Below are 23,800 nucleotides of genomic sequence, written 5' to 3'. Positions count from 1 at the left end.
CCCCCAGGCTGGATGACTGCTCTCCGCTCCAGCCTCAGCCACGGGCGGCGGGGCTGCCATGGGCCACCCGGCCCCCCGGCGGGACGGATCGCCCCTCACCTCGCGGGACTGTTCGGTCCCGTTCCCCGGCGTGTGCGGCGCCTCGTCAGACCACGGTGAGGCGGTTCACCACCTCGACCACGTCCGGGATCCCCGCCACCGCCTCGTTGAGCCGTGGGACCAGGGCCGAGTCGAGTTTCCCGCTCAGCGTGACGGTGCCGTTCCGCACCCGCACGTCCACGGTCTCGGGTGCGATCCCCAGGTCGTCCCGGAGGATGTGGGAGAGGACCTCCTCGCGGATCGCCGTGTCGTCACGGACGAGGGCTTGCAACAGCTCGCTGCGGCTCACGACGCCCACGAGACCGCCCTTGGGATCGGTCACGAAGATCTGCCGGATCCGGGAGTGGGCAGCTGTGCGAGCCGCCTCAAGGACGGGAGTCCAGGGGTGGACGGTGAAGGCCGGCGCCGACATCAGTGTGGCCGCTGTGCCACCCGTGTCTGCGGCAGGCTGCCGTCGGCCGAGCAGCCCGGCGAACCGGCCGTGATGCTCCTCCGACGAGGCGAGCGAGGCGGCCCGGGCGAGGAGGTCGGACTCCGCGATCACGCCGATGACGCGCCGGGCGTCGTCGACCACAGGTGCGGCTCCGATCTGGCGGCGGGCCAGCATCCGTGCGATGTCCAGGAACGGTGTGTCGGCGGTGATCTCGGTGACGGACCGGTTCATGATGTCGCGCACCTGAAGCTCCGCGAGGGTGGTCGCTCGCGCAGGGGAACGCGAAGGCGTGCCGGGGGCGACGCGTCCGGTGGACGGCTCCTCGGCTGCGGCCGCCGCCGAGCTGGAGGCCATGGCCTGCAGGTAGCGCACCATCAGGTCCTGGCGAAACTCCTCGGTCGGCCGCGGGGCGTGGTGCGGCACGGCATGGCGTGCCTCTCCCGCCGCCGTACCGGCCTCTCGTGCCTGTCGGTCGTCCATGGCAACCTCCCAAGAAGCGCGCGGACGCATGACTCCCATGGTGATGGTCTCGCCGGCTCGACGGGAGGGACAGGGCCGCCCGGCCCCTTCCGCAGGTCGAAGGACCCCTGTGGGGTTCCGGGCCGCGCTTCGTAGCGTGGAGTGAGGTCACCGTGGGCACCGGAATTCGGTCCGGGAGGTCTTCATGCCTGGCTTTCGCGAGTTCCTCGCGCGTTTCCGGCCGGCCGGTTCGCCTGGTCCGGCGGTCGGTGGGGCCGTACCCGCCGATCGGTCCGCCGAGCTGGCGGCCGAGCTGGAGCCTCCGCTGACCTTGCTGGACGACACCGCCCGTGAGGCCGCGGCGATACGTGAGGCCGCCACCCGCGATGCCGCGGCACGCCGTGCGGCCGCGGCGGAGCGGGCCGACCGGACCGTGCGGGCGGCGCGGGCGCGTGCCCTGGACGTGCGGAGCGAGACCGCGGCCCGGGGCAGGGACGAGGCCCTCACCGAGGCCGCCCGCGCGGAGAGCGCCGCGCGGCGCGCCGTGGAGGCACTGCGGGAGCGGGCCCGTGCGCGCACTCCGGACCTGGCGGCGCGCCTGGTGGCCGAGGTGGCCGACGAACTCAGCGCTCTCGCGGAGGCGGAGCCGCCCGGAGCACGTCAGGAGGCGTCATGGGTGCGGGATGGGTCGCAGGAGTGACCCGGGCCCGGGCCATGGCCGCCGGGCGCGCCGGGCCCGACACCGCGCGTGCTCTGGCGACCGCGACGAGCCTGTCCGATTCCCTGCGTGTGCTGGCGAGCACTCCGTACCGGCGCGGACTCGATGTGGAGGCCGAGGCCGCCGCGGCACAGCGGGCGGTCTTCGACGCCCTGGTGTGGCAGCTGCGGGTCCTGGCCGGTTGGCAGCCACGGCCCGGTGCCGCCGCCGTACGCCTGTTGGCATCGGGTTTCGAGATCGCGAACACCCGCAACCGTCTACGGGCCCTGGCCGGCTCGCCGCAGCCTCCGCCGTACCGGCTGGGGGCGTTGTCGACGGCCTGGCCGCGACTGTCCCGAGCCACCTCCCCGGCCGAGGTGCGGGCCGTGCTGGCTTCCTCGCAGTGGGGCGATCCCGGGGCCGAGACCCCGGCGGCGGTGATCACCGGGATGTGCCTGTCGGCGGCCGCCCGCACCGCGGCGAACCTTCCGCCGGCCGCGCGGTGGGCGGCGGGAGACGCCGCGCTGCTGGTGGCCCGGGAGGTCTACTTGATGAGCCGTCGCCTGACCGGGGCGGCCACGCGGGACGCCGTGCGGCTGCTCGGTACGGCAGCCGTACGTGCCCCGTCCTTCGGCGACTTCCGCACCCGGTTGTCGCCGGCGGCCCGCTGGGCGCTGGCAGGTGTCGAACGGCCGGAGGACCTGTGGCGCGCCGAGGCCCGCTGGTGGCCGACGGTCGAACGCGACGCCTTGTCCATGCTGAGCGGGGCACGCTTCGACGTGTCGCCGGTCGTCGGTGCGGCCGCGGTGCTGAGCACCGACGCCTGGCGGGTCCGCGCCGGTCTGGAGTGCGCCGCGCACGGCGGCCTGGCACGGGAGGTCTTCGATGAACTCGTGGGCTGACTCCTTGACGCCGGCCCGTATGCAGCGGGTGGCCGTGGTCGCCCCGCGCGACGCCCTGAGAGACGCCCTGGTGCGCATCGCCGACACGGGCTGCGTCGAACTGGACCGCCCCGACGGCGCCGGGCACGGAACGCTGGGGCCGGCCGCCCGACGGCTGCAGTCGCTCGGGGCAGGACTCGCCCGCCCCCTGCTGTCCACCGCGGAGCCCGATCTCGACGCACTCCAGCGGGAGGGCCGAGCCGACCTGCTGGCCGGCGAGGCACAGCTGGAGACGTACCGGGACGCGGCAGTGCGGCACGACCCCGTGGCCGCGCTCGCCGGATGGTGCCCCGCGACCGAGGTGCCCCGGCTCGGCGGCCGTCTGGCGGACATCGGGGGCGCCGTGGTGCCGCTGCGGGCACCGCGGGGAGTCGACCCGCCGACCCGGCTGTACGACTCCGGCACGGTACGACGCTCCCTGGTGCCGCTCGTGCGCACCTACGGAACCGTGCCGTACGCCGACGTCGATCCCACCGTGCCCGCGGGCATCGCCTACGTCGTCATGTTCGGGATGATGTTCGGTGACGCGGGCCACGGCGTCCTGCTGCTCGTCGGAGCGCTGCTGCTGCGCTCCGGCCGACCGCGCCGATGGGCGTCCCTGCGCCCGCTGTGGCCCTTTCTGGTCGGCGCGGGCGCGACGAGCATGTCGGCCGGCGTCGCCTACGGGGAGTTCTTCGGTCCCACCGGAGTGCTGCCGGTCCTGTGGCTCAACCCCCTGGATTCGCCCATGCGACTGCTGGGCAGCGCCATCGCGCTGGGCGCGGTCCTGCTGGCCCTGGCCTACGCGGCGGGCATCGTCAACCGGTGGCGGGAGGGCGGCCCGAGCCGGGCGCTGTACGCGGCGTCCGGCATCGCCGGGGCGACGGTCTTCCTCGGCCTCGCGGTGCTGGCGGCCGGGGTCGCCCTGCACGCCCCGGCGTTCGCGGTGAGCGGTTCGCTGATCGCGCTCGCCGGGCTGGCGCTGGCCGGTACGGGCCTGTTCGCGGCGTCGGGAGGGGGCGCCTCGGGCGCCCTGCAGACCGGCGTCCAGCTCTTCGACGTGCTGGTCCGGATCGGCTCCAACACGGTCTCCTTCACCCGGCTGGCCGCGTTCGGACTGACGCACGCCGCCCTGGGCGCCATCGTCTGGCAGGGCACCACGGCCCTGGCCGGATCCGGAACCCTCGCGGTGGTCGGCGCGGCGCTCCTCTTCGTCCTCGGCAACGCGCTCGCCTTCGCCCTGGAGGCGCTGGTGGTCGGCGTACAGGCCCTGCGCCTGGAGTTCTACGAGCTGTTCTCCCGTGTTTTCGACACCGAGGGGCGGCCCTTCCGCCCCTGGCACGTACCCACGCAGACCGAGCACGCGCACGTGCTCACATCGCACAGCACGGAGGTGACGACATGATCGCCTGGCTGATCGCACTGCCAGTACTGGTCGCGGCCTTCGCCGCCACTCGCCGACTGCTGCGGCGCCGCGGCAAGGCCGTGCTCCGGTCGATCCTCGCGGCGGACGCGGCACTGTTCGCGGGAGCCCTGGCGCTTCTGCTGGTCGCGCTGAGTGGCGGTTCGGCGCAGGCGGACGCGGCCACGGCCGCGGCCGCCCAGAGCTCCGGCTCGAACTCGGCGGCCCTCATCGGCGCCGCCATCGCGGTCGCCGGCGCCTCGATCGGCGCGGCGATCGCCGTCGCCTACACGGGAGCCGCGGCCCTGGCAGCGATGAGTGAACGGCCCGAACTGTTCGGCCGGGCCATGGTCATCGTCGGCCTGGCCGAGGGCATCGCCATTTACGGCCTGGTCGTCGCCATCATCCTGATCGGAAAGAGTTGACCATGACGCACATCGCGGCCATCGGGGAACGGCTGCGCGTCGTCGGGCTGGCGACAGCCGGCGTCGTCACGTTCCCCGCGGAGGACCCGGAGGCCGTGCGGGCCGCCTGGCGCGGGCTCCCTCCGGAGGTGGGGCTCGTCATCGTCACCCCTGCCGCGGCCGCCGCCCTCGGCCCGGGACCGCTCGACGCAGAGGATCCGCTCACCGCGGTGATGCCACCATGAGGACCTCGACGCCCGCCGGAACCACGGCGGCACTCGAACCCGTACGAAACCGGCTGCTCCGGGACGCCAGGGCCGACGCCGAGGCCGTACTGGCCGCGGCGGCCGCGGACGCCGCCGGCGTGCTCGAGAACGCCGAGAACCGTGCCGCGGAGATCCTCGCCGAGGCCCGCGGGCAGGGCACGTCCGACGCCGCGGCCGCCCGCCGCGCGATACGCGCCCGATCTCGCCGGGCTGCCCGCACCCAGGAGCTCGCCGCCCGCCGGGAGTGCTGGGAGGAACTGCGCCGACAGGTCGTGCGGGGCGTCGAGGAACTGCGCGGCACCGAGGCCTACCCGCGCGTGCGCGAGCAACTGGCGACGTGCGTGAGGCGGTTGGTGGGGCCGGGTGCCCGGATCACCGAGGCCCCGGGCGGAGGTGTCATCGGCGAAGCCCCGGGCCGCCGGATCGACTGCAGTCTGGCCTCGTTCGCGCACCGGGCCCTCGACCGGATCGGCACGGAGATGGAGGAGCTGTGGGCACCCTGACGCACGCCCCGCACGACACCGGACGCATCCTGCGGGTCACCGGACCGCTCGTCGAGGCCGAAGGCATGACCGGTACCGCCATGTACGACTTGGTCGCCCTGGGCCAGACAGGACTGCCCGGGGAGGTCGTCGCGATCCGTGACACCGTCGTCACCGTGCAGGCGTACGAGTACACCGGCGGTCTCGCCCCCGGCATGCCGGTGCGCCCACTGCACAGGCCGCTCTCGGCGGCTCTGGGCCCCGGCCTGCTGGGCGGGATCTTCGACGGACTGCTGCGCCCGCTGTCGGCGGCGGGCGCCTGGCTGAAGCCCGGTGCCGGCGGCGCCGAGGGAGACGGGCCCCGGCCCATGCGGGAGTTCGCGCCGAAAGTGGCGGAGGGCGACGGCGTCGCGCCGGGAGACGTCCTCGGTGAGATCCGGGACGCGGGGCCGGTGCCGCTGCGGGTGCTCGTGCCACCCGGCTGCACAGGACCGGTGCAGGGGATCGCCAGGGCGGGCCCACAAGCGGAGGACGCCGTCCTCGCGACGGTGACGGGTACCCCGATCCGGATGGTGAGCCACTGGCCCGTGCGCACACCCCGCCCGGTCCGCGAGCGCCTGGCCGCCGGCCGGGCACTGCACTCCGGCCAGCGGGCCATCGACCTGCTCTTCCCGGTCGCGCTGGGCAGCACCGTCGCCGTACCGGGCGGCTTCGGAACCGGCAAGACCGTGCTGCTGCAGCAGATCGCCAAGTGGTGCGACGCGGACGTCATCGTCTACGTCGGCTGCGGTGAACGCGGCAACGAGATGGCCGACGTCATCGACGAGTTCACGGCACTGACGGACCCGCGCACCGGCGGCCGCCTCGCCGACCGGACCGTGATCGTCGCCAACACCTCCAACATGCCGATGATGGCGAGGGAGGCCAGCGTCTACACCGGCGTCACGGTCGCCGAGTACTTCCGCGACATGGGCCTGGACGTGGTCGTCATCGCCGACTCGACCTCCCGCTGGGCCGAGGCGCTGCGCGAGTTCGCCTCCCGCACCGGGGCGCTGCCCGCGGAGGAGGGCTATCCGGCGGGCCTGGCCTCGGCGATCGCGGCGTTCTACGAGCGGGCCGGGGCGGTGACCACACTCGGCGGCCGCACCGGCTCGGTCACCGTGATCGGCGCGGTCTCCCCGCCCGGCGGCGACATGGCGGAGCCGGTCACCGCCCACACGCAGCGCTTCGTGCGATGTCTGTGGACCCTCGACCGGGACCTCGCCTACGCCCGCCACTACCCGGCCGTCTCCTGGGCCGAGTCGTTCTCCCGGGATGCCGAGGCGCTCGACGCCCGGCACGCCGCCACGGACACCTCGGGCCGGTCCGCACGGCGGTCCCGGGTGGCCGGCCTGCTCGCCGAGGCCGACCGGCTCGCCGACCTCGTGGATCTGCTCGGTATCACGGCGTTGCCCGACCAGGAGCGCGTCAGCGTCCTGGGCGGACGGCTGGTGCGCGAAGGCGTGCTGCAGCAGAGCGCCCTGTCCGACCGGGACGCCTACAGCGGCGAGGAGAAGACCGCGGCGCTGGCCGAGGCGGTGCTGGCGGTCGTCGCCCGCTGTCGCGAACTGGCCGACGCCGGCGTGCCCGCGGCACGCATCGAGGAAGTCGACTTCTCGCCCGTGCTGCGGGCCCGCGAGGAGGCGGGACCGCACGACGCGGCGACTGTGGACGCCCTGCGCGAGACCATGCTCGCCAGGCTCGGGGAGGCGCCGTGAACGGCACACCGGACTGGGGCCGCGTCGAGTACACCTCGGTGCGTGAACTGCGCGGTCCGCTCGCGGTCGTCGACAAGGTCGAGGGCGTCGGCTGGGACGAGTTCGTGCTGCTCACCCCCGACTCGGGCGAGCGACGCCACGGTCTCGTGCTGGAAGTGGACCGTGGCACGGCCGTGGTGCAGGTGCTGGAGGACACCGCGGGCCTGGACCCGGCTCGGCTGCGCGCCGCCTTCACCGGGTCGCCGCTGCGCATCCCGGTGGGCCCCGGCTGGCTGGGCCGGGTGTGCAACGGCCGTGGTGAGCCGCTCGACGCGGGACCGCCCGTCTTCGGCGAGTCGACCGTGGCGGTCGGCGGCAACCCTGTCAACCCGGTGCGCCGCGAACCGCCCGCCGAACCGGTTCTGACCGGCGTCAGCACCATCGACGCGCTCACCACGCTCGTACGGGGCCAAAAGCTCCCGGTGTTCTCGGCGGCGGGCCTTCCCCACCTGGAGCTGGCCGCGCAGATCGCCGCTCAGTCGACGGCCGGAGGGGAGCCCTTCTGTGTGGTCTTCGCCGCGATGGGAGTGACCCACGCGGACGCTCGCTTCGTCCGCGACGCGCTGGAGGAGCGTTCCGCCGCCGACGAACTGGTCCTCCTGCTCAACACCGCCGACGATCCCGTGATCGAGCGCCTCCTCACCCCGCGCATCGCGCTCACCGTCGCCGAACAGCTCGCCTTCACCGAGGGCCGGCACGTCCTCGTGGTGATGACGGACATGACGAGCTACGCCGAGGCGCTGCGTGAGGTCTCCGCGGCCCGCGGTGAGATCCCGGCTCGCCGGGCCTACCCCGGCTACCTCTACAGCGACCTCGCATCCCTGTACGAGCGTTGCGGGCGCATTCGCGGCCTGCCGGGATCCGTCACCGTGCTCCCCGTGCTCACCATGCCCGCGGGTGACATCACCCATCCCGTGCCGGACCTCACCGGGTACATCACGGAGGGCCAGATCGTGCTGTCCCGCCAGATGCACGCCAAGGGCGTCTATCCGCCGGTGGACGCGCTGTCCTCGCTGTCCCGCCTGATGCGCAAGGGGGCGGGCCCCGGTCGCACCCGCGACGACCACCTCGACGTCGCGGCCCAGATCCTCTCCGCGCTGGCACGCGCGCGCCAGGTCAAGGAACTCGCCGACCTCGTCGGGCAGGCGGCACTCAGCAGCACCGACCGCTGCTACCTGGATTTCGACGAGGCGTTCGCCCGCGGCCTTGTGGACCAGGGACAGGGCGAACTGCGCACGCTGGAGCAGACGCTGGAGCGCGCCTGGCGGGTGCTGCTCACCCTGCCGCGCAGTCAACTGGCCATGCTGCCGGCCGAGTTCCTGGACGCCCGCCGAGTACCGGAGGGTGGGTGAGCCCATGCCAGAACCGCGCGTTCCGCCCGGCCGCGCCGGCCGGATGCGACTGCGGCGCAGCCTGGAGGTCGCCCGGCGCGGGGCCGGCCTGCTCGACCAGAAGCTGCGCATCCTGCGCACCCGCCACGAGGACCTGCTGCGCGCCGAGCACACCGCACAGGAGCGCTGGCACGAGCGACTGCGGGAGGCAGAGCTCTGGCTGCGGCGCGGCCTGCTCCTCGGCGGCGAAGAGGCGCTCGCATCTCTGGAATGCACACGTCCCGCAGAACTGGAGATCGCCTGGACGTCCACGATGGGTGTACGACACCCCCGTACCGCCTCGTGCGCACTGCCGGCGCGGGACCCGGACGCGCTTGTGCCCGCGAACACCGCACTGCTTCATGCCGAGGCCGCCTACCAGGAGGCCGTGCGGGCGGCCGCCGCGTACGCCGCCGCCGGTGCGGCGGCGCGCGCGGTCGGGGCCGAAGTCCTCGCCACCGGCCGGCGGGTACGGGCTCTGCAGCGCCACTGGATCCCCCGGCTGGAGACGGCGCTGGCCCACGCGGACCTGGTGCTGGAGCAGGGCGAACACGAGGATGCGGTCCGCAGGCGATGGGCCGCGGCCGAGTCCCGCGGCGGCATGTGACAGCGGCGAGGGACCGGCGGGTTCGCCGACGGCTCCGCGGCGTGGCCCGGTGGCACGGCCACGGGCGTGGCCATCGACGCACCGGCGGTCCCGGCATCGGTGCGATCGCGTCCGGGCCCGACGACTCACACAGCCACAGCGGGCTCCGCCACTCCGGACCGGCCGGTCACGCTTCCTCGGGAGGGACGATGACGACGGGACAGGGCGCGTGCTGCGCCACCCGGTGGCTGATCGAGCCCAGCACGGTGCGCGCGAATCCGCCGTGGCCCCGGCGGCCGACGACCAGGACCTGCGCCCCCTCGGCAGCTCTGAACAGGATGTCGGAGGTGTCACCGCGAACCAGGTGTGCCCGTACGGAAGCCGCCGCTTCTTCGTCGAGCGCGTCCCTGATCTCCCGGGCCTGCCGGTCCCGGGCGCTCTCGAGATCGAAGTCGGCGTCCACGGCGGGCGCGGACCAGCCATGGGGCATGTCCCAAGCGGTCACCGCGTCCACTTGGCCGCCGATCAGCCTGGCGTACCGGACCGCCCAGCGCAGTGCGTCGAACGATGACGAGGACCCGTCGACACCCACCACGACACGTGGCGCGGGCGAGTTTTCCTCCATGCTGTCCTTCTCTCGCGCAGATCCGAAGGCTGCTCCCACTCCAGCCTGCGGCAGCACAGGGCCGTCCGCCATGGGAACGCCTGCGGCATTCGGCAAGCCTTGAGCGTTCCGGCGCTGATCCCGAGCACGAGGACGCGGTCGGTGGCGTCGGAACCGGCCGGTGACGACGCCGGCACCGCGACGTTCGACGTGCTCGCCGTCCGGCAGCCGCGCCACCGCCGGCGGCCTGGCCGACGAGGAGTTCCTGCGCGAGCGGGCCGCCGGCCTGCTGGACGACTACCCGTCCCACCGCGTCGCGGAGATCACCGGAATGCCTGCCTCGGACCTGGTCGGCGCCCGGCTGTACGGCCGTGCCCGGCAGCCGGGCATCTGTTCCGCAGGCGCGCGAGGTGAGCGGCCGTCCGTCAGGACTCACCCCTCCGGCGTGCTGGTCGGGCCCGTCGGTCCAGTCGGTACGAGGTCCAGGAGCACCTCGCCGGGCGCCGCCCACCTCAGGTCCGGGCACGCCGGTGGACCGGAAACGGGCGAGACGGTCGCGAAGCCCGGTCATGCCCGGACAGCCGGATGACGGGGTCCGGTCTGATGATTCTCACGCCGGTGATCTGCCGCTTCTGCCCACAGAGGGCTGCCCGTCCCGGGAGAGGGGGCCGTACGGCCCTGCCAGGATCGGGCCGTACGGAGCGACCGTGGAGATGAAGCATCCAGCCCTCGCACGCCCTGGGAGGCTGCCATGGACGAACGAGAGACACGGGAACGCCGGAGCGCGTCGGTCGAAGCCCGGCGAGAGGTGCCCACCCGGGCCACGAGGGCGGCCGAAGGCCATCGCGCCGACCTGATGGTGCGCTACCTCCAGGCCATGGCCTCCCACTCGGCACGGGCCGCCACGAAGGACGCGACAGCATCCGCCGGGCCGGCACACATCAGGAGGGCAGGTCGCGCGGGACACGGTTCCGTCCCCGTGACGGATCTGCAGGTGCGCGACATCATGAAGCGGCCGGTCACCGGCATCCGTGCCGACACCTCGTTCCTGGACATCGCCCGGATGCTGGCCAGGCGGCAGACCGGTGCCGCGCCCGTGGTCGATGGCGAGCGGCACGTGATCGGTGTGATCGCCGAGTCCGACCTGCTCGCGAAGGCGGCCTCTCTCGCCGCAGCCGAGCGCCCGGGTGCGCTCGCCGGCCTGCTGCACCGCTGCTCGCACGGGGGCGGGGACGAGACGGCGGCCACGTTGATGACCGCGCCGGCGCTCACCGTGCAACCCGGGACCCTGGTGGTGGAAGCGGCGCGCACGGCCGCCCACTCGCGGATCAGGCAGCTGTTCGTCACGGACTACCAGGGCCGGCTGGTGGGCGTCGTCAGCCGCAGTGAGCTGTTGCAGGCTCTCGTCCGGGACGACGCGGCGATCCGGGCCGAGGTGGTCGCCCGCGTGATCGAGGGCGGATTCGGCCTGGACGCGGCCGCTGTCCACGTCGAGGTCGAGAACGGCACGGTGACCCTGGCCGGTTCGCTGAACGCGGCGCGGATCCCGCAACTGATCGGAGCCGTCGCCCAGATCGCGGACGTGGTCGAGGTGGAGGACCACCTCGTCGCGACCGCGTGAGCAGCCCACTGCGGTGGGACCAGGAACGGCCCGGCCCGCTCGGCCGGGCGATCCCGTTGAGGCCCGTGCGTGATCGCGCCGGGGCCGAAGAGGTGGCGATGACCATGCGGAAGCTGGACACGAGGACAGTGACCTCGCTGATCGCCGACGCGACGACCGCGCCGTCGATGCACAACGCCCAGCCCTGGAGGTTCCGCTTCGTGACCGGCGAACGCCTCCTGCTGCTGAGGGCCGACCTGGGCAGGGCCATGCCCCGCTCCGACCCCGGCAACCGGGCGCTGCACATCGGCTGCGGGGCGGCGTTGTTCAACCTGCGCGTCGCCGCCGTGCACGCCGGCCTGTCCCCGCGGGTCCGGTTGCTGCCGGATGCGGACGACCCGCAGTCGCTGGCCGCCGTCCACCTGGCCGATGCCACCGGGACCGGACCGGGGGAGGACGACCTGGAGCGGCTGTATGCGGCGATCCGGGAACGGCACACCAGCCGCTACCCCTTCGAGGAGAAGGACGTTCCCGAGGACACGCGGGAGACGCTCCGGGCGGCAGCCGCCCAGGAGGGGGCCGAGCTGCTGTTCGCGGGGCCCTGGCATGTCGAGACCGTTCTGGAACTGGTCCGTGACGCCGAGAGCCGCGACGCCCTCGACCCGGCAAGCCGGGAGGACCTGGACCGGTGGACCCGGCTCGGTCCGGAGGCCGACATCGCCCGCGACGGCGTTCCCGAGTACGCCTTCGGGCCGCATCAGCGGGACGGCCGGGCACCGTTGCGTGACTTCGCCGGCCGGCGACCGGTGGCCGACCGCGGCACCACCTCGTTCGAGAGCAGTCCGCACCTGGCGCTGCTGTCCACGCGGGCGGACACGCCGGTCGACTGGCTGCGTGCCGGGCAGGCCCTCGAACGGGTCCTGCTGGAGGCCACGTCGGCAGGCCTGGCCGGTTCGCTCACCTCGCATCCGCTGGAGAGCGCCGACCTGCGCACGCTCGCCCGCGATCCGGTGACGGGCCGGGGACATGTCCAGATGGTGTTGCGCCTCGGCTACGGTCCGTGGGGCCCGGCCACACCCCGCCGTCCGGTGCGGGACGTCCTGGATGTCAGCTGAGCCGAGAAGCGGCTGAGGAGCTGCTGGGGAGACCGGGGTGCGGCGCGTCGCACCTCACCGGTGCACGGACAGCGCCCCCTCGTCCACCATCTGCCGCGCCGAACGCCGCGGCGTGGCCGGGCCCTCGGGGCCGTAGCCGAGGCGGATCACCATCTGGGCGTGGGCCCTGCGGTCGTCCGCCGTCGATGCGGACTGCTCGCGCAGATCCGGCCACTCCAACGCCTGGTGCAGCAAGGACGCCCGGACCCCGTGGGCGGTGGCGACCAGCAGAACCCGTTCGAGGGCCTGTCCGGCACGCAGCCAGTCGGTCCTGCGGTCGTGCGCGGTCGACAGTACGACGATCGCCGGCCGTTGCTCGAAAGGGCGGCCGGACAGGACGGACGGGTGCCGGTGGGCGCCGAAGTCCCGCATGGGCATACGCTCCAGGATGTCCTGCGGGCCCAGCGCCTCCGGCGGTATCCCCAGGGACGCCTCGGTCGGTTCATGCACCCAGCGACGGCTCTCAGCGGCCCTGTCGGCGTCCACCGTGGTGCGCCGTTCCGCATCCCGGGTGAGCCGCAGCAACCGCTCGGTCTCGCCAGGACCGGGGCGGCTCAGCTGCGCGCCCTCGCTGTGTGCGGCTTCGGCGAGTTCGGTCAGCACCGACGTGGGCAGCGGCAGGTCGGAGAACGGGAACCGGCTGCTGTGCCGGTGCCACAGGGCTGTGTACAGCTGGTGAGCCGTCCCGCTGCGCACACGGCCGCCGAGCCGTACGGCCGCCAGCAGATCCGGCTCCTCGGGCCTGGGCAGCAGGCGTGTCACCGGTTCCCGCCCGAAGTGGGCCACCGCCACCCGGAGGTTGAGGACCGCGCAGCCGACCGAGACATGCAGGGCACGGCCCGTCGGATCGATCTGGCGCAGGGCACGGTCCGCCACGGCCCGGACCTCCAGTGTCGCGGTGTCCGGATCGAGCCGGAACCGCCAGGGCTGAGTGTTGTGAATCGACGGCGCGGCCGCGGCGGCGGAGATCAGCGTCTCCAGCGGCGGCGGAGCGAGGGCTGCGGTCGGCATCGGAACTCCTCCCCGCCCCGTGGGCCGGAGCCCTCGGAGCTCGCTGCGGACGCTGCCCAGTGTGCTGCTCCCGCACGGGACCGTGCAGGGGCCGTACGGCCCCGAGAGGCACCGGACGGCCCGCGAAGGTCCGCCCTCCGGCCGTGCCGCACGATCGCGTCGAGGACGCTCCCGGTGCCGCGGTGTGCCTGGAAGGACGGTCTCATCGCTTCGGCACCGAAGTCTGCGCCGCTCCGCCGACCCGGTGGGGCCGGTCGGCCCGGCTCGGGGACGAGCGGCCCCTGCACCCCGAATGCCGCGACCGCGACGCTGGAGTCATCAGACCGAATGGGGAGGTGGAGATCATGCCCCGCACCCTGATCGTGGGCCTTGACGGCTCGTCGGAGAGCCGGGCCGCCGCCGACTGGGCGGCGAGGGAGGCGCGGCTGCGTGGGTCACCCTTGCGGCTGGTCCATGTGTGGGAGGGGGTGCCCGAGGCCATGGCGGAGTCCCCGACGCCGGGGGCGGAGTCCTTCCAGCACTGGGTCGAACGGATTCCTCGCGAGGCCGCGGCAGGCCTGCGCGCGCGACACCCCGGTGTCGACGTCACCACGGAGCAGATCGTCGGCCGTGCCTACGAAGTCCTCCCCGGCCTGGCCGAGGAGGCAGATCTCCTCGCCCTCGGATCCCGTGGCCTCAGCGGCATCGGCGGCTTCATGATCGGATCCGTCGGCCTTGCGGTCGTCGCCCACGCCGAGTGTCCCGTCGTCCTCGTCCGGGCCGGCGAACAGGCGGCCGACGAGCACACGAGCGACCCGACGGGCATGCCGTCCGTGACGACGCCGTACCGGCCCGTCGTGCTCGGACTCGACACCGACAGCCCCGACGAGGCGGTCATCGGGTTCGCCTTCGACGCCGCGGCCCGACGGCAGACCTCCCTGCGGGTCGTCCACGGCTGGAACCCGCCGCCCTACTACGCCTACCGGCTCCCCGCGGACCTGGAGTACCACGGCGAGCTGAGCACACAGCAGGCCAAGGCCCTGACCGAGACCGTGCTCCCGTGGCGACGGAAATACCCCACCGTCGAGGTCGTCGAGGAGTCACACTGGGGCCGGGCCGGCAACTTCCTGATGGACGCCTCCCGTGACGCGTCCCTGGTCGTCGTCGGCCGGCGCATCCGCCGCTCTCCGTTCGGCGCGCACATCGGCCCCGTCACACATGCCGTCCTGCATCACTCCGCGGCCCCCGTCGCCGTCGTCCCGCACCCATGACGCGGTCCGCGGACCGCGGCGAACGCAGACAGCAGTCGTACGCCTCGCCGTGCGCACCGACTTGTCGAGGAACGTCTCCACAAGGCGTCGAGGGTCAGGCGCCGGGCCCCTCGACCGGGCCACCGGAGGCGGACGGCATCCGAAGGGTGGCACACCATGTCCCTGACGTACGAAGCCTCCGCACCCCCGGAGCACGCCCTCCTCGGCCGGGCGGCCTTCCATCTCGCCCGCGCTGCCACCCGGGCGCCCTCGCTCCACAACACCCAGCCCTGGTTCTTCGTGGACGAGGGGCGCGACCACGGGTTCGAGGTGCACGCCGACGGCGGGCGGCGGCTTCCCCTGACCGACCCGGCCGGCCGGGAGCTGGTGATCAGCTGCGGGGCGGCCCTCTTCAATGTGCGGGTCGCCGTGCGGAACCTTGGCTTCCGCCCCGTCGTGACGCCGCTTCCGGTACCCGCGCAGCCGGCGTTCTTGGCCCATGTGGCCTGGGGCGCGCACGCCGTGGCCACCACTCGGGCGAAGGAGATGGAGCGCGCGCTGTCCCGCCGGCACACGCACCGGGGGCTGTTCGCACCCACACCCGTGTCGTGGTCGCTGATGGAGGAGCTGCGCGACCAGGCCCGCGCGGAAGGCGCGCTGCTGCACACGGTCGACAATCCGGAGAAGCTGCGCATGCTGGCGCAATGGGTGCGGGCGGCGGAGTCCGTGCACCGCGCCGACCCCGGTCATGCCTCGGAGGTCTCCGGCTGGTCCGGGCACGCCCGGCGGGACTGGTGGGAGCGGGTGTCCCCCGACGCGTGCCGCCTCCCGCCGGACGGTTCGCTGCTCGCCGGGCGGGACTACACGGGCCTGGTCGGGCAGTGCGAGGGCCGGGCCCGGCGATGGACGGCCCGGACGGGCACCGTCGTGGTGCTGAGCACCCCGCACGACACCCGGCTGGACTGGCTGCGGGCCGGCCAGGCCCTGCAGCGGGTCCTGCTGTACGCCGCGAGCCACGATGTCACGGCGGCTTTCCACACCCAGCCGCTCGAACTGCCGGAGTTGCGTCCGGAGTTGCAGGCACGCCTCACCGGAGACCGGTTTCCGCAGATGATCCTGCGCCTGGGACACACCACGCAGGTCTCGGCCTCACCGCGCCGACCCGCTGCCACCGTGCTGCACGCGAGCCGATCCGGCCCGGTGGCGACCGTCTCCGCACCCGCGTCGTGAACCGGGCCGGTCGGGTGCCGAACGGACCCGGAGGTCCCTGGCGGACACCCCATCGGCCCCTGCCCCGCCCGGCGCCGACCCGGGACATTGGCGGTAGGAGCGGCTTTCGGGCTGCGGCTCGCCCGCCAGGAGGTGTCGGACGATGACACGCACGGTTCACAGGAAGGCGCGGAAGGTACGGCTGTGGCGGTGGCGGTCCAACCCGCTCAGGCGCCGCACCGACGTGGTCGAGGCTTGGCTGCTGCTCGGGCTGTGGTGCTTGGCCGCCGCGGGGGGAGCCGTCGTCGGCATGGTGACCGCCCACGGGGTGGAGCAGAGCCTCGACGACCGGCGGGCGCAGCGCCACCCCGTCTCGGCCGTGCTCACCCAGGACGCCTCCGACGAGGCCGTCAAGGCAACCTCTTCGGACGACTACGCCTGGGCCAAGGTGCGCTGGACGGCTGCCGACGGATCGTCCCGTACGGGGCTGGCCCGGGTCGAGCCCGGCATCAAGGCCGGCAGCGTGACCCGGATATGGCTGGACCGGCACGGCAACCTCGCCCCTGCGCCGGTGAGCGACGAAGAGGCCGAGCTCCAGGGCGTCGTACTGGGGGCCGCGACCGCGGTGTTCGTGTGCGTGGTCGCCCTGCCCCTGGGCTGGGTCCTCCACGAGCGTGTGGACCGGCGGCGCATGGCGCAGTGGGACTCGGAGTGGGCGAAGGTCGGCCCGCAGTGGGGTCACAAGACCGGTTGACCCGCGGCAGGTCACCGCCCCTCAACAGATCCGTCGACCCGCGGCAGTCACCGACCCCTCAGCAGATCCGCGGCAGTTGCTCCCCCAGCGGCATCTCCACGATCCGCCGCGCCCCCACCAGCGTCCGCAGCACCACCCGCCCTCGCGGCTCCCGCGCCGCCACCTCGCCGATCCGCACCGCCTGGGCCCCCTCCGGCAGCGATCGCATCGCGGCGAGGACGTCGTCGGCCGCGTCCGCGGTGACGAAGGCGACCAGGCAGCCCTCGTTGGCGACGATCAGCGGATCGAGGCCGAGCAGGTCGCAGGCGGCGGCCACCGCCTCCGGAACCGGCACCGCGCTCTCCTCGATCTCGACGGTGACGGCGGAGTCGCGAGCGATCTCGTTCAGGGCAGCGGCCAGGCCGCCTCGCGTCGGATCGCGCAGGACGTGGACGTCGGGGCCGTAGGGGGTGAGCGCCCGCACGAGGCGGTGCAGGGGCCGGCTGTCCGAGGCGATGTCACCCTCGAATCCGAGGCCTTCCCGGGTGCTCAGCACGGTCGTGCCGTGCAGCCCGATCGGCCCGGACAGCAGCACCGCGTCGCCGGGCCGGGCGAGGGCCGCGGACGGGTGCAGCGAACCGTGCCGCTGTCCGACGCCGGTGGTGTTGACGAACAGCCGGTCGGCCGCGCCCCGCCCCACCACCTTGGTGTCCCCGGTGACGACCGGCACCCCGGCCTCCTGCGCGGCCTTTCCCAACGACTCCATGACGGCCCGCAGTTCGGCCAGCGCCAGCCCCTCCTCGACGATGAGGGACACGGACAGCGCGATCGGCCACGCACCCCGCATCGCGAGGTCGTTGACGGTCCCGTGCACGGCGAGGGAACCGATGTCCCCGCCGGGGAAGAACAGCGGACTGACGACGAAACTGTCCGTGCTGATCACCAGTTCCCGGTAGCCGGGCAGCAGCGCCGCGTCCTCCAGCGGACCGGGCTCGCCGTTCAAGGACGGCAGGATCAGCCGGTCCAGCAGCTCCGCGGTGAGGCGTCCCCCGGCGCCGTGGCCGAGCAGCACGACCTCGTCCTCGTGACGGGGGGTGGGGCACTCGATGGTCATGACGTACTCCTGACACGTCCGGCCGCGTGGAAGGCGGCACAGGTGCCCTCGGACGACACCATGGGCGCGCCCAGGGGATGGCGGGGGGTGCAACGGGTGCCGTACGCGGGGCAGTCCGTGGGCAGCCGGGCCCCGGTGAGGATCGAGCCCGCGATGCATTCCGGGTCCTCGACCGGGCTGAGCCCGCCCACGTCGAAGCGGCGGGCCGCGTCGAACCGCGCGTACTCCTCGGTGAGTTCGAGCCCGCTGCCGGGCAGCTTGCCGATGCCGCGCCAGGCCCGGTCGGTGACCCGGAAGACCTCGCGCACGGCATCCTGCGCCTCGGTGTTCCCGGCCCGCCGCACGGCGCGCGCGTACTGGTTCTCCACCTCGCACCGGCCGGACTCCAGCTGCCGCACGGCCAGCAGGATGCCCTCCAGCAGATCCAGCGGCTCGAACCCGGTCACCACGATCGGCACCCGGTACCGGGCGGCGATCGGCTCGTACTCCCGCCAGCCCATCACCGCGCAGACATGCCCGGCCGCGAGGAACGCCTGCACCTCGCAGTCGGGATCGTCGAGCAGGGCGGTCATGGCGGGCGGTACGAGGACATGGCTGACCAGCATCGAGAAGTTCGTCAGGCCGAGGCGGGCCGCGTGCAGCACGGCCGTCGCGTTGGCGGGGGCCGTCGTCTCGAACCCGACGGCCAGGAAGACGACGTCACGCTCAGGGTGCTCGGCGGCCAGCCGCACGGCGTCCATCGGGGCGTACACGACCCGTACGTCCGCCCCGCGCGCCCGCAGCGACAGCAGGTCGGTGGCGGTGCCCGGTACGCGCAGCATGTCGCCGAAGCTGGTGAGGATCACGCCGGGCCGGGCGGCGACGGCCATGGCCCGGTCCAGGGTCTCCAGCGGGGTGACGCAGACCGGGCAGCCCGGGCCGTGGATCATCCGCATCCCGGCCGGCAGCAGCTCGTCGATGCCCTGCCGGACGAGGGTGTGGGTCTGGCCGCCGCACACCTCCATGATCCGCCAGGGGCGCGTGGCCGTCCGCCGCAGCTCGTCCAGCAGCCGCCGGGCGAGCACCGGGTCGCGGTACTCGTCGAGATACTTCATCGGTGGGTGAGCTCCAGCCGGACGTCGACGACCCCTTCGACCGCCCGCACCGCCCGCGCCACGATGGGCATGTAGGTGCGCTCGGCCGCGGAGCCGGTCAGTGTGGCCACGCCGTCGGCGACGGTGACCGACAGGGGAGTGGTGACCGGCAGTTTCGTCAGCACGGAGTGGACGATCTCGCCGGCGATCTCCTCATCGGGCCGCAGGAACACCTTCAGCAGGTCGCTGCGGCTGACCACGCCTTGGAGCATGCCGATCGCGTCCACCACGGGCAGCCGCTTCACACGCCGTCGTGCCATGATGCGGGCTGCCTCGGCGACCGAGGCGTCCGCGTGCACGGTCACGGCGGGCGTGCTCATCAGCTCCCCGGCGGTCAGTCCCTCGGACTTGGCCCGCTCGGCGAGGTCGAGGGCCTGCTCGTTGGCGCCCTTGACGCCCTCCTTGGCCAGCAGGTCGGCCTCGGAGACCACGCCGACGACCCGTCCCTCGCCTTCGAGGACCGGCAGCGCGCTGACCTTCCACTGGTCGATCAGGCCGACGATCTCCTTGAAGGACGCGTCGCGTCCGACGGCGACGACCGTGTGGGTCATCACATCGCTCACGGTGTACGGGGATTCAGACATCGCAGCCTCCCGCAGTGTCTCCTGCGGTCCTCACGACCGTCAGGTCGAGGAAATGGGTGGAACACGAGATGCACGGGTCGTGGTTGCGGATCGCCCGCTCGCACAGATGCGTCAACTCATCGTCGTCCGCGTCCTGTTCGGCGATGGCGGACTGGGTGATCCGGCGCAGGTCGTCCTCGATCGCGCCCTGGTTCTGCGCGGTCGGAGGCACCATCCGGGCGTCGGCGACCAGGCCGTCGGCGTCCAGTTCGTAGCGGTGGTAGAGCACCCCGCGCGGCGCCTCGGTGGCGCCGTGCCCGACCCCCGCGACCGGCGGCACCTCCACGTACGGGTGCTCGGGCGGCTCGTACGAGCCGATGATCCGCAGGGCCTCGTCGACGGCGTACAGCGTCTCCACGGCCCGCACCAGGATCGACCGGAACGGATTGCGGCACACGGCGCCCTCGCGGGGATCGCCCAGTCCGGCCGCCACGGCCGCCTCCCGTGCCACCGGCGACAGATGCGCCCCGCTGATCGCGAACCGGGCGAGGGAGCCGGTGAGATGGAGCCGCCCGTCCAGCCGGGAGTGCAGCGCGGTGGAGTGCGGCACGTGGGTCTCGACGACGTGCGCGGTGAAGTCCCGTACGGGAAAGGCGGTTTCGGTCCCGTCGGCGCGCAACACGGTGGGTGTGCCACCCTCGATGGCGTACGTGTCCGGCTCGGCCAGCGCCAACAGGTCGGCCTCGACGCGCGCGTCCGGGAAGTCGAAGCCCGCCACCCAGCGAACAGTGTCCCAGGCGTCGTCGAGCGCCCGCTTCAACTCCTCTTGCAACGGACGAAGTTCCTGTCGCGTCGGCACCCGGTGGAAGCCGCCGAGGCGGACGTTCACGGGATGCACCGCCCGCCCGCCGAGCAGCTCCATCAGCGAGTTGCCCGCCTTCTTCAGCCGCAGCCCGCGCTCGACCTCGGCCCGGTGCGTGCGGGCCAGGTCGATCGCGCTCGCACGGCCCAGGAAGTCGGGGGCGTGCAGGAGGTAGATGTGCAGGGCCTGGCTCTCGATCCACTCGCCGCAGTACAGCAGCCGCCGCAGCGCGCGGATCACCGGATCGACGGTCACACCGCAGGCGTCCTCGATGGCCGCGCAGGCGCTCATCTGGTAGGCCACCGGGCAGATCCCGCACACCCGGGCGGTGATGTCGGGCGGTTCGGTGTACGAGCGGCCGCGCAGGAACGCCTCGAAGAACCGCGGCGGTTCGTAGATCTCCAGCCGCGCCTCGGTGACTGTCCCGTCGTGCACCCGCAGGTGCAGCGCGCCCTCCCCCTCGACCCGGGACAGCGAGCCGACGTGCAGCACACGGGATCCACGGTGGGTCACGGCGACAACTCCTCGTCGAAAGCGGCGGCGTTGAAGGTGTGCAGGAAGCGCTGGACGTCGTCCTCGTCGAGGCCGTCGCGGCGCAGCACCGGGATGAGCGCGGGCAGGTTCACCGACCCGGAGGGCCCGAAGCAGCCGAAGCACCCCCGCTGGTACGCCGGGCACAGGGCCCCGCACCCGGCGTGCGTGACCGGTCCCAGGCAGGGGGTGCCGTGGGCGACGGTGACGCAGACCGTGCCGCGGCGCTTGCACTCGAAGCAGACGCTGTGGTTCGGCACGTCCGGCTTGCGTCCGGCGAGGAAGGCGGTGATCACCTCGATGAGCTGCCGCCTGTCGATGGGGCAGCCGCGCAGCTCGAAGTCGACGTCCACATGGGCCGACACGGGCGTGGAGGTGGCGAGCGTGTCGATGTACTCGGGATGCGCGTACACCACGCGCCGGTAGGCGTCGACGTCCGCGAAGTTCCGCAGAGCCTGGATGCCGCCGGCCGTCGCGCACGCCCCGATCGTCACCAGATGACGGGAGGCGGCACGGATCGCGCGGACCCGTTCGGCGTCGGCGGCCGTGGTGACCGAGCCCTCGACGAGCGTCAGGTCGTACGGTCCGCTCGCCACCGAGCTGGAGGCCTCCAGGAAGTGCGAGATCTCCACCTGGCCCGCGAGCGCCAGGAGTTCGTCCTCGCAGTCCAGCAGAGTGAGCTGACAGCCGTCACAGGAGGCCAGCTTGAACACGGCGAGGGTCGGTGTCATCACAACTCCCTTACCGACAGCAGGGGTTCGGCGCAGCTCCAGTCCACGACCGGGCCGGCCTGGCACAGCAGCAGCGGCCCGAGCTGACAGTGGCCGCAGTGCCCGGTCGCGCAGCGCATGTTCCGTTCCAGGGAGACCCTGATCCGCTCCGGGGGCACGCCCCGGAAGGCCAGGTCACGGGCCGTGGCCCGGATCATCGGTTCGGGCCCGCAGACGAAGGCCGTGGCCCGCGCGGGGGCGAAGTCCGCCCGGTCGAGCAGTGTGGTGACGAGCCCGACGTCCCCGCGCCACTCCCGGTCGGGCCGGTCCACGGTGACGCCGGTGTACGAGGTCGGCCAGCGTTCGATCTCCTTGCGGGACATCAGATCGGCCGGTGTCCGCGCCCCGATCAGCACATTGACCCGCCCGTACGCCTCCGGTTCGGCCAGCGCCCGCAGGATCAGCGGCCGGAGCGGGGCCAGCCCGATGCCGCCCGCGACCACGACCACGTCCCGCCGGCGCGCCCGCTCCAGCTCCCAGCCGTTGCCGTACGGTCCCCGGACGCCCAGCACGTCACCGGCCTGTGCCGCGCACAGCCCCGCCGACACCGCTCCCACCGCGCGGATCGTGTGGGCGAGCCCGCCGGTGGCCTGTACGGAGCTCACCGAGACGGGGATCTCGCCGCGGCCGAAGCAGTGCACCATCGCGAACTGCCCCGGCGTGAAGTCGGCCAGGGGCGCGGTGACCGGTTCCAGGCGCAGGGTGACCGTGTCGGTGGTCTCCGGCCTGCGGGCGACCACGCGGTACGGGACCGGGACGTCCGTCATCGGGCACCACCGCTTCCGTAGGGGCCGTACAGGTCCAGCAGCCGGGTGCGGGCCGCCTGGAGCCGGTGGGCGAGCACCCGGCCCACCCAGTGCTCCACGGCCCGGCCGAACTCGGGGTCGTTCAGACACATCAGCCGCACGGCGACGGCGTCGAACTCGTAGGCCCGCACCGGGGTCACGGTCTCGGCGCCCAGCTGCCACACGTAGGGCTCGTACAGCCACGACCAGCCGACCAGGTCACCGACGCCGAGCGTCTCGACGACCGGGGCGCGGCGGCCGGGCACATGCAGGTCGAGGGCGGCGGTGCCGTCCCGGAGGATCCAGAAGCGGTCCGCGTGGCCGCCCTCCTCGAACAGGCGGGTGCCCTGCGGGAAGTGGGCCTCGCGGGCGACACGCAGCAGCCGGTCGCGATGCTCGGCGGGCAGGGCGTGGTTCATGCGCAGGGCGATCGAGGGAGGCATCAGTCCGTCTCCGTTTCCCGGGCCGCCCGCTCGGCGTCGAGCGCGGCCACTTCCTCCGTGATGTCGATGCCGACCGGGCACCAGGCGATGCAGCGTCCGCAGCCGACGCACCCGGACGTGTCGAACTGGTCGTGCCAGGTGCCGAGTTTGTGGGTCAGCCACTGGCGGTAGCGGCTGCGCGGCGAGGAGCGGACCGGGCCGCCGTGCAGATACGAGAAGTCCAGGTCGAAGCAGGAGTCCCAGTGCTGCCACCGCTCGGTGTGGTCGCCGGTGAGGTCGGTGACCTCCTCCGTGGTGGTGCAGAAGCAGGTCGGGCAGACCATCGTGCAGTTGCCGCAGGTCAGACAGCGGGCGGCGACGTCGTCCCAGCGCTCGGCGGCCAGGCTCGCGCCCATCAGGTCCCGCAGGTCGACCGGCGGCAGCGCCCGGCCCATGCGCTCGCGGGCCGCGTCGACGGTGGCACGGGCGGTCTCCTCGACGTCCGGACGGGCGTCCCGGTGCGGGACCTGCTCCAGCAGCGCGGCGCCCTCGTCACTCCCCACCCGGACCAGGAACCGGCCGTCCACCTCGGTGAGCGCCAGGTCGTAGCCGGGATCGGCGGCGGGACCGCCGCCGGTGGAGACACAGAAGCAGGTCGCGCCCGGCTCGGTGCACTCCACCGCGATGAGCAGCGCCCGCTCCCGACGTCCGGCGTAACCGCTGTCGGTGTGCCGTCCGCCGGTCAGCACCCGGTCCTGGATCGCGATGGCCCGCAGGTCGCAGGGCCGGACGCCGAGGAAGGCGTACGACGGGACGGCGGGCTCCTCGGCGGTGAAGGAGACGTCCCCCTCCGGCGTCCGCTCGGCGCTCCACAGCCGCTCCCGTGCCGGGTGCAGGAAGTTCTTCCAGGACTGCGGCCCCGCGCTGTGCGCGAAGGCGGCCCCGTCCTCGCGCCGCACCAGCCGATAGCGCCCCGCGTCCAGTTCGACGCCCCAGCCGAAGGGGAGCGCGTCCGCCGAGTCCAGCTCCGCGAGCACGATCGCACCGTCGCGGACGGTCGGCCCGATCACGGTCCGCCCCTGCGCCACCAGCGCCGAGACCAGCGCGTTCAGACCGTCCCGGTCGAGCAGGGCGGGGGCTGCGGTGACGCTCATGCGATCCTCCAG

The 23,800-nt window shown here is 73.5% G+C and carries 26 protein-coding genes; 15 read left to right on the top strand and 11 right to left on the bottom strand.

Annotated elements, in window-relative coordinates; translation table 11 throughout:
• Positions 1-145: 145 nt before the first annotated feature.
• Positions 146-1,012, bottom strand: coding sequence for a CBS domain-containing protein (locus EJC51_RS04515; RefSeq protein ID WP_165951376.1), 867 nt, complete (start codon positions 1,010-1,012; stop codon positions 146-148).
• Between the two features lie 184 nt (positions 1,013-1,196).
• Here EJC51_RS04515 and EJC51_RS04510 point away from each other — a divergent pair, with 184 nt between their 5' ends.
• From EJC51_RS04510 to EJC51_RS04470, 9 genes are read left to right on the top strand one after another with little or no spacing between them, the layout of a single operon-like run.
• Positions 1,197-1,691, top strand: coding sequence for a hypothetical protein (locus EJC51_RS04510; protein ID WP_126269804.1), 495 nt, complete (start codon positions 1,197-1,199; stop codon positions 1,689-1,691).
• Entirely contained in the window at positions 1,664-2,590 is a 927-nt protein-coding gene (locus EJC51_RS04505; protein ID WP_126269803.1) for a V-type ATPase subunit, read from the top strand. The genes EJC51_RS04510 and EJC51_RS04505 overlap by 28 nt, the downstream gene beginning before the upstream one ends.
• Entirely contained in the window at positions 2,574-4,013 is a 1,440-nt protein-coding gene (locus tag EJC51_RS04500; protein ID WP_208870685.1) for a V-type ATPase 116kDa subunit family protein, read from the top strand. Before EJC51_RS04505 ends, EJC51_RS04500 begins: the two co-directional genes overlap by 17 nt.
• The gene (locus tag EJC51_RS04495; protein WP_126269802.1) at positions 4,010-4,435 is read left to right on the top strand and encodes an ATP synthase subunit C; all 426 of its coding nucleotides are present in this window, start codon (positions 4,010-4,012) and stop codon (positions 4,433-4,435) included. Before EJC51_RS04500 ends, EJC51_RS04495 begins: the two co-directional genes overlap by 4 nt.
• A gap of 2 nt (positions 4,436-4,437) precedes the next feature.
• Complete coding sequence (locus EJC51_RS04490; RefSeq protein WP_207924915.1) at positions 4,438-4,659, top strand: V-type proton ATPase subunit F family protein; 222 nt, start codon at positions 4,438-4,440, stop codon at positions 4,657-4,659.
• Entirely contained in the window at positions 4,656-5,183 is a 528-nt protein-coding gene (locus EJC51_RS04485) for a V-type ATP synthase subunit E family protein (protein ID WP_126269800.1), read from the top strand. The genes EJC51_RS04490 and EJC51_RS04485 overlap by 4 nt, the downstream gene beginning before the upstream one ends.
• Positions 5,171-6,919: a V-type ATP synthase subunit A gene (locus EJC51_RS04480; protein ID WP_126269799.1), complete on the top strand. Its 1,749-nt coding sequence runs from the start codon at positions 5,171-5,173 to the stop codon at positions 6,917-6,919. The genes EJC51_RS04485 and EJC51_RS04480 overlap by 13 nt, the downstream gene beginning before the upstream one ends.
• Entirely contained in the window at positions 6,916-8,310 is a 1,395-nt protein-coding gene (locus tag EJC51_RS04475) for a V-type ATP synthase subunit B (RefSeq protein ID WP_126269798.1), read from the top strand. The genes EJC51_RS04480 and EJC51_RS04475 overlap by 4 nt, the downstream gene beginning before the upstream one ends.
• 4 nt (positions 8,311-8,314) lie before the next feature.
• A complete protein-coding gene (locus EJC51_RS04470; protein ID WP_126269797.1) occupies positions 8,315-8,935 on the top strand; it encodes a V-type ATP synthase subunit D in 621 nt (206 codons plus the stop codon).
• Positions 8,936-9,101: 166 nt separating this feature from the next.
• Here EJC51_RS04470 and EJC51_RS04465 read toward each other — a convergent pair whose 3' ends face one another.
• The gene (locus EJC51_RS04465; protein ID WP_126269796.1) at positions 9,102-9,539 is read right to left on the bottom strand and encodes a universal stress protein; all 438 of its coding nucleotides are present in this window, start codon (positions 9,537-9,539) and stop codon (positions 9,102-9,104) included.
• 160 nt (positions 9,540-9,699) lie between these two features.
• On the opposite strand from EJC51_RS04465, the gene EJC51_RS04460 reads away from it, so the two are divergent.
• The 3 genes from EJC51_RS04460 (at position 9,700) to EJC51_RS04450 (ending at position 12,233) form a co-directional block, all read left to right on the top strand.
• Positions 9,700-10,107 carry a hypothetical protein gene (locus EJC51_RS04460; protein ID WP_126269795.1) on the top strand — a complete coding sequence of 136 codons (408 nt, stop codon included), beginning with the start codon at positions 9,700-9,702 and terminating at the stop codon, positions 10,105-10,107.
• Between the two features lie 162 nt (positions 10,108-10,269).
• Positions 10,270-11,139 carry a CBS domain-containing protein gene (locus tag EJC51_RS04455; RefSeq protein WP_126269794.1) on the top strand — a complete coding sequence of 290 codons (870 nt, stop codon included), beginning with the start codon at positions 10,270-10,272 and terminating at the stop codon, positions 11,137-11,139.
• A gap of 98 nt (positions 11,140-11,237) precedes the next feature.
• Positions 11,238-12,233, top strand: a complete 996-nt coding sequence (locus EJC51_RS04450) for an Acg family FMN-binding oxidoreductase (protein WP_126269793.1) — start codon at positions 11,238-11,240, stop codon at positions 12,231-12,233.
• A 54-nt stretch (positions 12,234-12,287) separates the two neighbouring features.
• Here EJC51_RS04450 and EJC51_RS04445 read toward each other — a convergent pair whose 3' ends face one another.
• Positions 12,288-13,283 carry an Acg family FMN-binding oxidoreductase gene (locus EJC51_RS04445; RefSeq protein ID WP_126269792.1) on the bottom strand — a complete coding sequence of 332 codons (996 nt, stop codon included), beginning with the start codon at positions 13,281-13,283 and terminating at the stop codon, positions 12,288-12,290.
• A gap of 344 nt (positions 13,284-13,627) precedes the next feature.
• On the opposite strand from EJC51_RS04445, the gene EJC51_RS04440 reads away from it, so the two are divergent.
• From EJC51_RS04440 to EJC51_RS04430, 3 genes are all read left to right on the top strand, one after another.
• Complete coding sequence (locus EJC51_RS04440) at positions 13,628-14,533, top strand: universal stress protein (protein WP_126269791.1); 906 nt, start codon at positions 13,628-13,630, stop codon at positions 14,531-14,533.
• Between the two features lie 156 nt (positions 14,534-14,689).
• Positions 14,690-15,742 carry an Acg family FMN-binding oxidoreductase gene (locus EJC51_RS04435; protein WP_126269790.1) on the top strand — a complete coding sequence of 351 codons (1,053 nt, stop codon included), beginning with the start codon at positions 14,690-14,692 and terminating at the stop codon, positions 15,740-15,742.
• A 142-nt stretch (positions 15,743-15,884) separates the two neighbouring features.
• Complete coding sequence (locus EJC51_RS04430; protein ID WP_126269789.1) at positions 15,885-16,475, top strand: Rv1733c family protein; 591 nt, start codon at positions 15,885-15,887, stop codon at positions 16,473-16,475.
• A gap of 58 nt (positions 16,476-16,533) precedes the next feature.
• On the opposite strand, the gene hypE is transcribed toward EJC51_RS04430, so the two are convergent.
• From hypE to EJC51_RS04390, 8 genes are read right to left on the bottom strand one after another with little or no spacing between them, the layout of a single operon-like run.
• Complete coding sequence (gene hypE, locus EJC51_RS04425; protein ID WP_126269788.1) at positions 16,534-17,568, bottom strand: hydrogenase expression/formation protein HypE; 1,035 nt, start codon at positions 17,566-17,568, stop codon at positions 16,534-16,536.
• Positions 17,565-18,662 (bottom strand): hydrogenase formation protein HypD, encoded by a 1,098-nt coding sequence (hypD, locus tag EJC51_RS04420; RefSeq protein ID WP_126269787.1) that lies wholly within the window; start codon positions 18,660-18,662, stop codon positions 17,565-17,567. The genes hypE and hypD overlap by 4 nt, the downstream gene beginning before the upstream one ends.
• Positions 18,659-19,285, bottom strand: coding sequence for a CBS domain-containing protein (locus EJC51_RS04415; protein ID WP_126269786.1), 627 nt, complete (start codon positions 19,283-19,285; stop codon positions 18,659-18,661). The genes hypD and EJC51_RS04415 overlap by 4 nt, the downstream gene beginning before the upstream one ends.
• Positions 19,278-20,639 carry a Ni/Fe hydrogenase subunit alpha gene (locus EJC51_RS04410; RefSeq protein WP_126269785.1) on the bottom strand — a complete coding sequence of 454 codons (1,362 nt, stop codon included), beginning with the start codon at positions 20,637-20,639 and terminating at the stop codon, positions 19,278-19,280. The genes EJC51_RS04415 and EJC51_RS04410 overlap by 8 nt, the downstream gene beginning before the upstream one ends.
• Positions 20,636-21,388, bottom strand: coding sequence for an NADH-quinone oxidoreductase subunit B family protein (locus EJC51_RS04405; RefSeq protein ID WP_126269784.1), 753 nt, complete (start codon positions 21,386-21,388; stop codon positions 20,636-20,638). Before EJC51_RS04405 ends, EJC51_RS04410 begins: the two co-directional genes overlap by 4 nt.
• Positions 21,388-22,194, bottom strand: coding sequence for an FAD/NAD(P)-binding protein (locus EJC51_RS04400; protein ID WP_126269783.1), 807 nt, complete (start codon positions 22,192-22,194; stop codon positions 21,388-21,390). Before EJC51_RS04400 ends, EJC51_RS04405 begins: the two co-directional genes overlap by 1 nt.
• Positions 22,191-22,655: a Crp/Fnr family transcriptional regulator gene (locus EJC51_RS04395; protein ID WP_126269782.1), complete on the bottom strand. Its 465-nt coding sequence runs from the start codon at positions 22,653-22,655 to the stop codon at positions 22,191-22,193. The genes EJC51_RS04400 and EJC51_RS04395 overlap by 4 nt, the downstream gene beginning before the upstream one ends.
• Complete coding sequence (locus tag EJC51_RS04390; RefSeq protein WP_126269781.1) at positions 22,655-23,788, bottom strand: 4Fe-4S dicluster domain-containing protein; 1,134 nt, start codon at positions 23,786-23,788, stop codon at positions 22,655-22,657. Before EJC51_RS04390 ends, EJC51_RS04395 begins: the two co-directional genes overlap by 1 nt.
• Positions 23,789-23,800 lie beyond the last annotated feature (12 nt).

This window comes from Streptomyces aquilus, assembly GCF_003955715.1.
GTDB classification, from domain to species: Bacteria; Actinomycetota; Actinomycetes; order Streptomycetales; family Streptomycetaceae; genus Streptomyces; species Streptomyces aquilus.
This window is presented reverse-complemented; position numbering and strand designations above follow the sequence as displayed.

Coding starts and splice junctions, on each gene's coding strand:
- EJC51_RS04490 (WP_207924915.1), top strand. CDS start 4,438: ATGACGCACATCGCGGCCATCGGGGAACGGCTGCGCGTCGTCGGGCTG.
- hypE (WP_126269788.1), bottom strand. CDS start 17,568: ATGACCATCGAGTGCCCCACCCCCCGTCACGAGGACGAGGTCGTGCTG.
- EJC51_RS04485 (WP_126269800.1), top strand. CDS start 4,656: ATGAGGACCTCGACGCCCGCCGGAACCACGGCGGCACTCGAACCCGTA.
- EJC51_RS04465 (WP_126269796.1), bottom strand. CDS start 9,539: ATGGAGGAAAACTCGCCCGCGCCACGTGTCGTGGTGGGTGTCGACGGG.
- EJC51_RS04435 (WP_126269790.1), top strand. CDS start 14,690: ATGTCCCTGACGTACGAAGCCTCCGCACCCCCGGAGCACGCCCTCCTC.
- EJC51_RS04515 (WP_165951376.1), bottom strand. CDS start 1,012: ATGGACGACCGACAGGCACGAGAGGCCGGTACGGCGGCGGGAGAGGCA.
- EJC51_RS04470 (WP_126269797.1), top strand. CDS start 8,315: ATGCCAGAACCGCGCGTTCCGCCCGGCCGCGCCGGCCGGATGCGACTG.
- EJC51_RS04495 (WP_126269802.1), top strand. CDS start 4,010: ATGATCGCCTGGCTGATCGCACTGCCAGTACTGGTCGCGGCCTTCGCC.
- EJC51_RS04445 (WP_126269792.1), bottom strand. CDS start 13,283: ATGCCGACCGCAGCCCTCGCTCCGCCGCCGCTGGAGACGCTGATCTCC.
- EJC51_RS04500 (WP_208870685.1), top strand. CDS start 2,574: ATGAACTCGTGGGCTGACTCCTTGACGCCGGCCCGTATGCAGCGGGTG.
- hypD (WP_126269787.1), bottom strand. CDS start 18,662: ATGAAGTATCTCGACGAGTACCGCGACCCGGTGCTCGCCCGGCGGCTG.
- EJC51_RS04415 (WP_126269786.1), bottom strand. CDS start 19,285: ATGTCTGAATCCCCGTACACCGTGAGCGATGTGATGACCCACACGGTC.
- EJC51_RS04395 (WP_126269782.1), bottom strand. CDS start 22,655: ATGCCTCCCTCGATCGCCCTGCGCATGAACCACGCCCTGCCCGCCGAG.
- EJC51_RS04390 (WP_126269781.1), bottom strand. CDS start 23,788: ATGAGCGTCACCGCAGCCCCCGCCCTGCTCGACCGGGACGGTCTGAAC.
- EJC51_RS04510 (WP_126269804.1), top strand. CDS start 1,197: ATGCCTGGCTTTCGCGAGTTCCTCGCGCGTTTCCGGCCGGCCGGTTCG.
- EJC51_RS04400 (WP_126269783.1), bottom strand. CDS start 22,194: ATGACGGACGTCCCGGTCCCGTACCGCGTGGTCGCCCGCAGGCCGGAG.
- EJC51_RS04440 (WP_126269791.1), top strand. CDS start 13,628: ATGCCCCGCACCCTGATCGTGGGCCTTGACGGCTCGTCGGAGAGCCGG.
- EJC51_RS04405 (WP_126269784.1), bottom strand. CDS start 21,388: ATGACACCGACCCTCGCCGTGTTCAAGCTGGCCTCCTGTGACGGCTGT.
- EJC51_RS04430 (WP_126269789.1), top strand. CDS start 15,885: ATGACACGCACGGTTCACAGGAAGGCGCGGAAGGTACGGCTGTGGCGG.
- EJC51_RS04455 (WP_126269794.1), top strand. CDS start 10,270: ATGGACGAACGAGAGACACGGGAACGCCGGAGCGCGTCGGTCGAAGCC.
- EJC51_RS04450 (WP_126269793.1), top strand. CDS start 11,238: ATGACCATGCGGAAGCTGGACACGAGGACAGTGACCTCGCTGATCGCC.
- EJC51_RS04505 (WP_126269803.1), top strand. CDS start 1,664: ATGGGTGCGGGATGGGTCGCAGGAGTGACCCGGGCCCGGGCCATGGCC.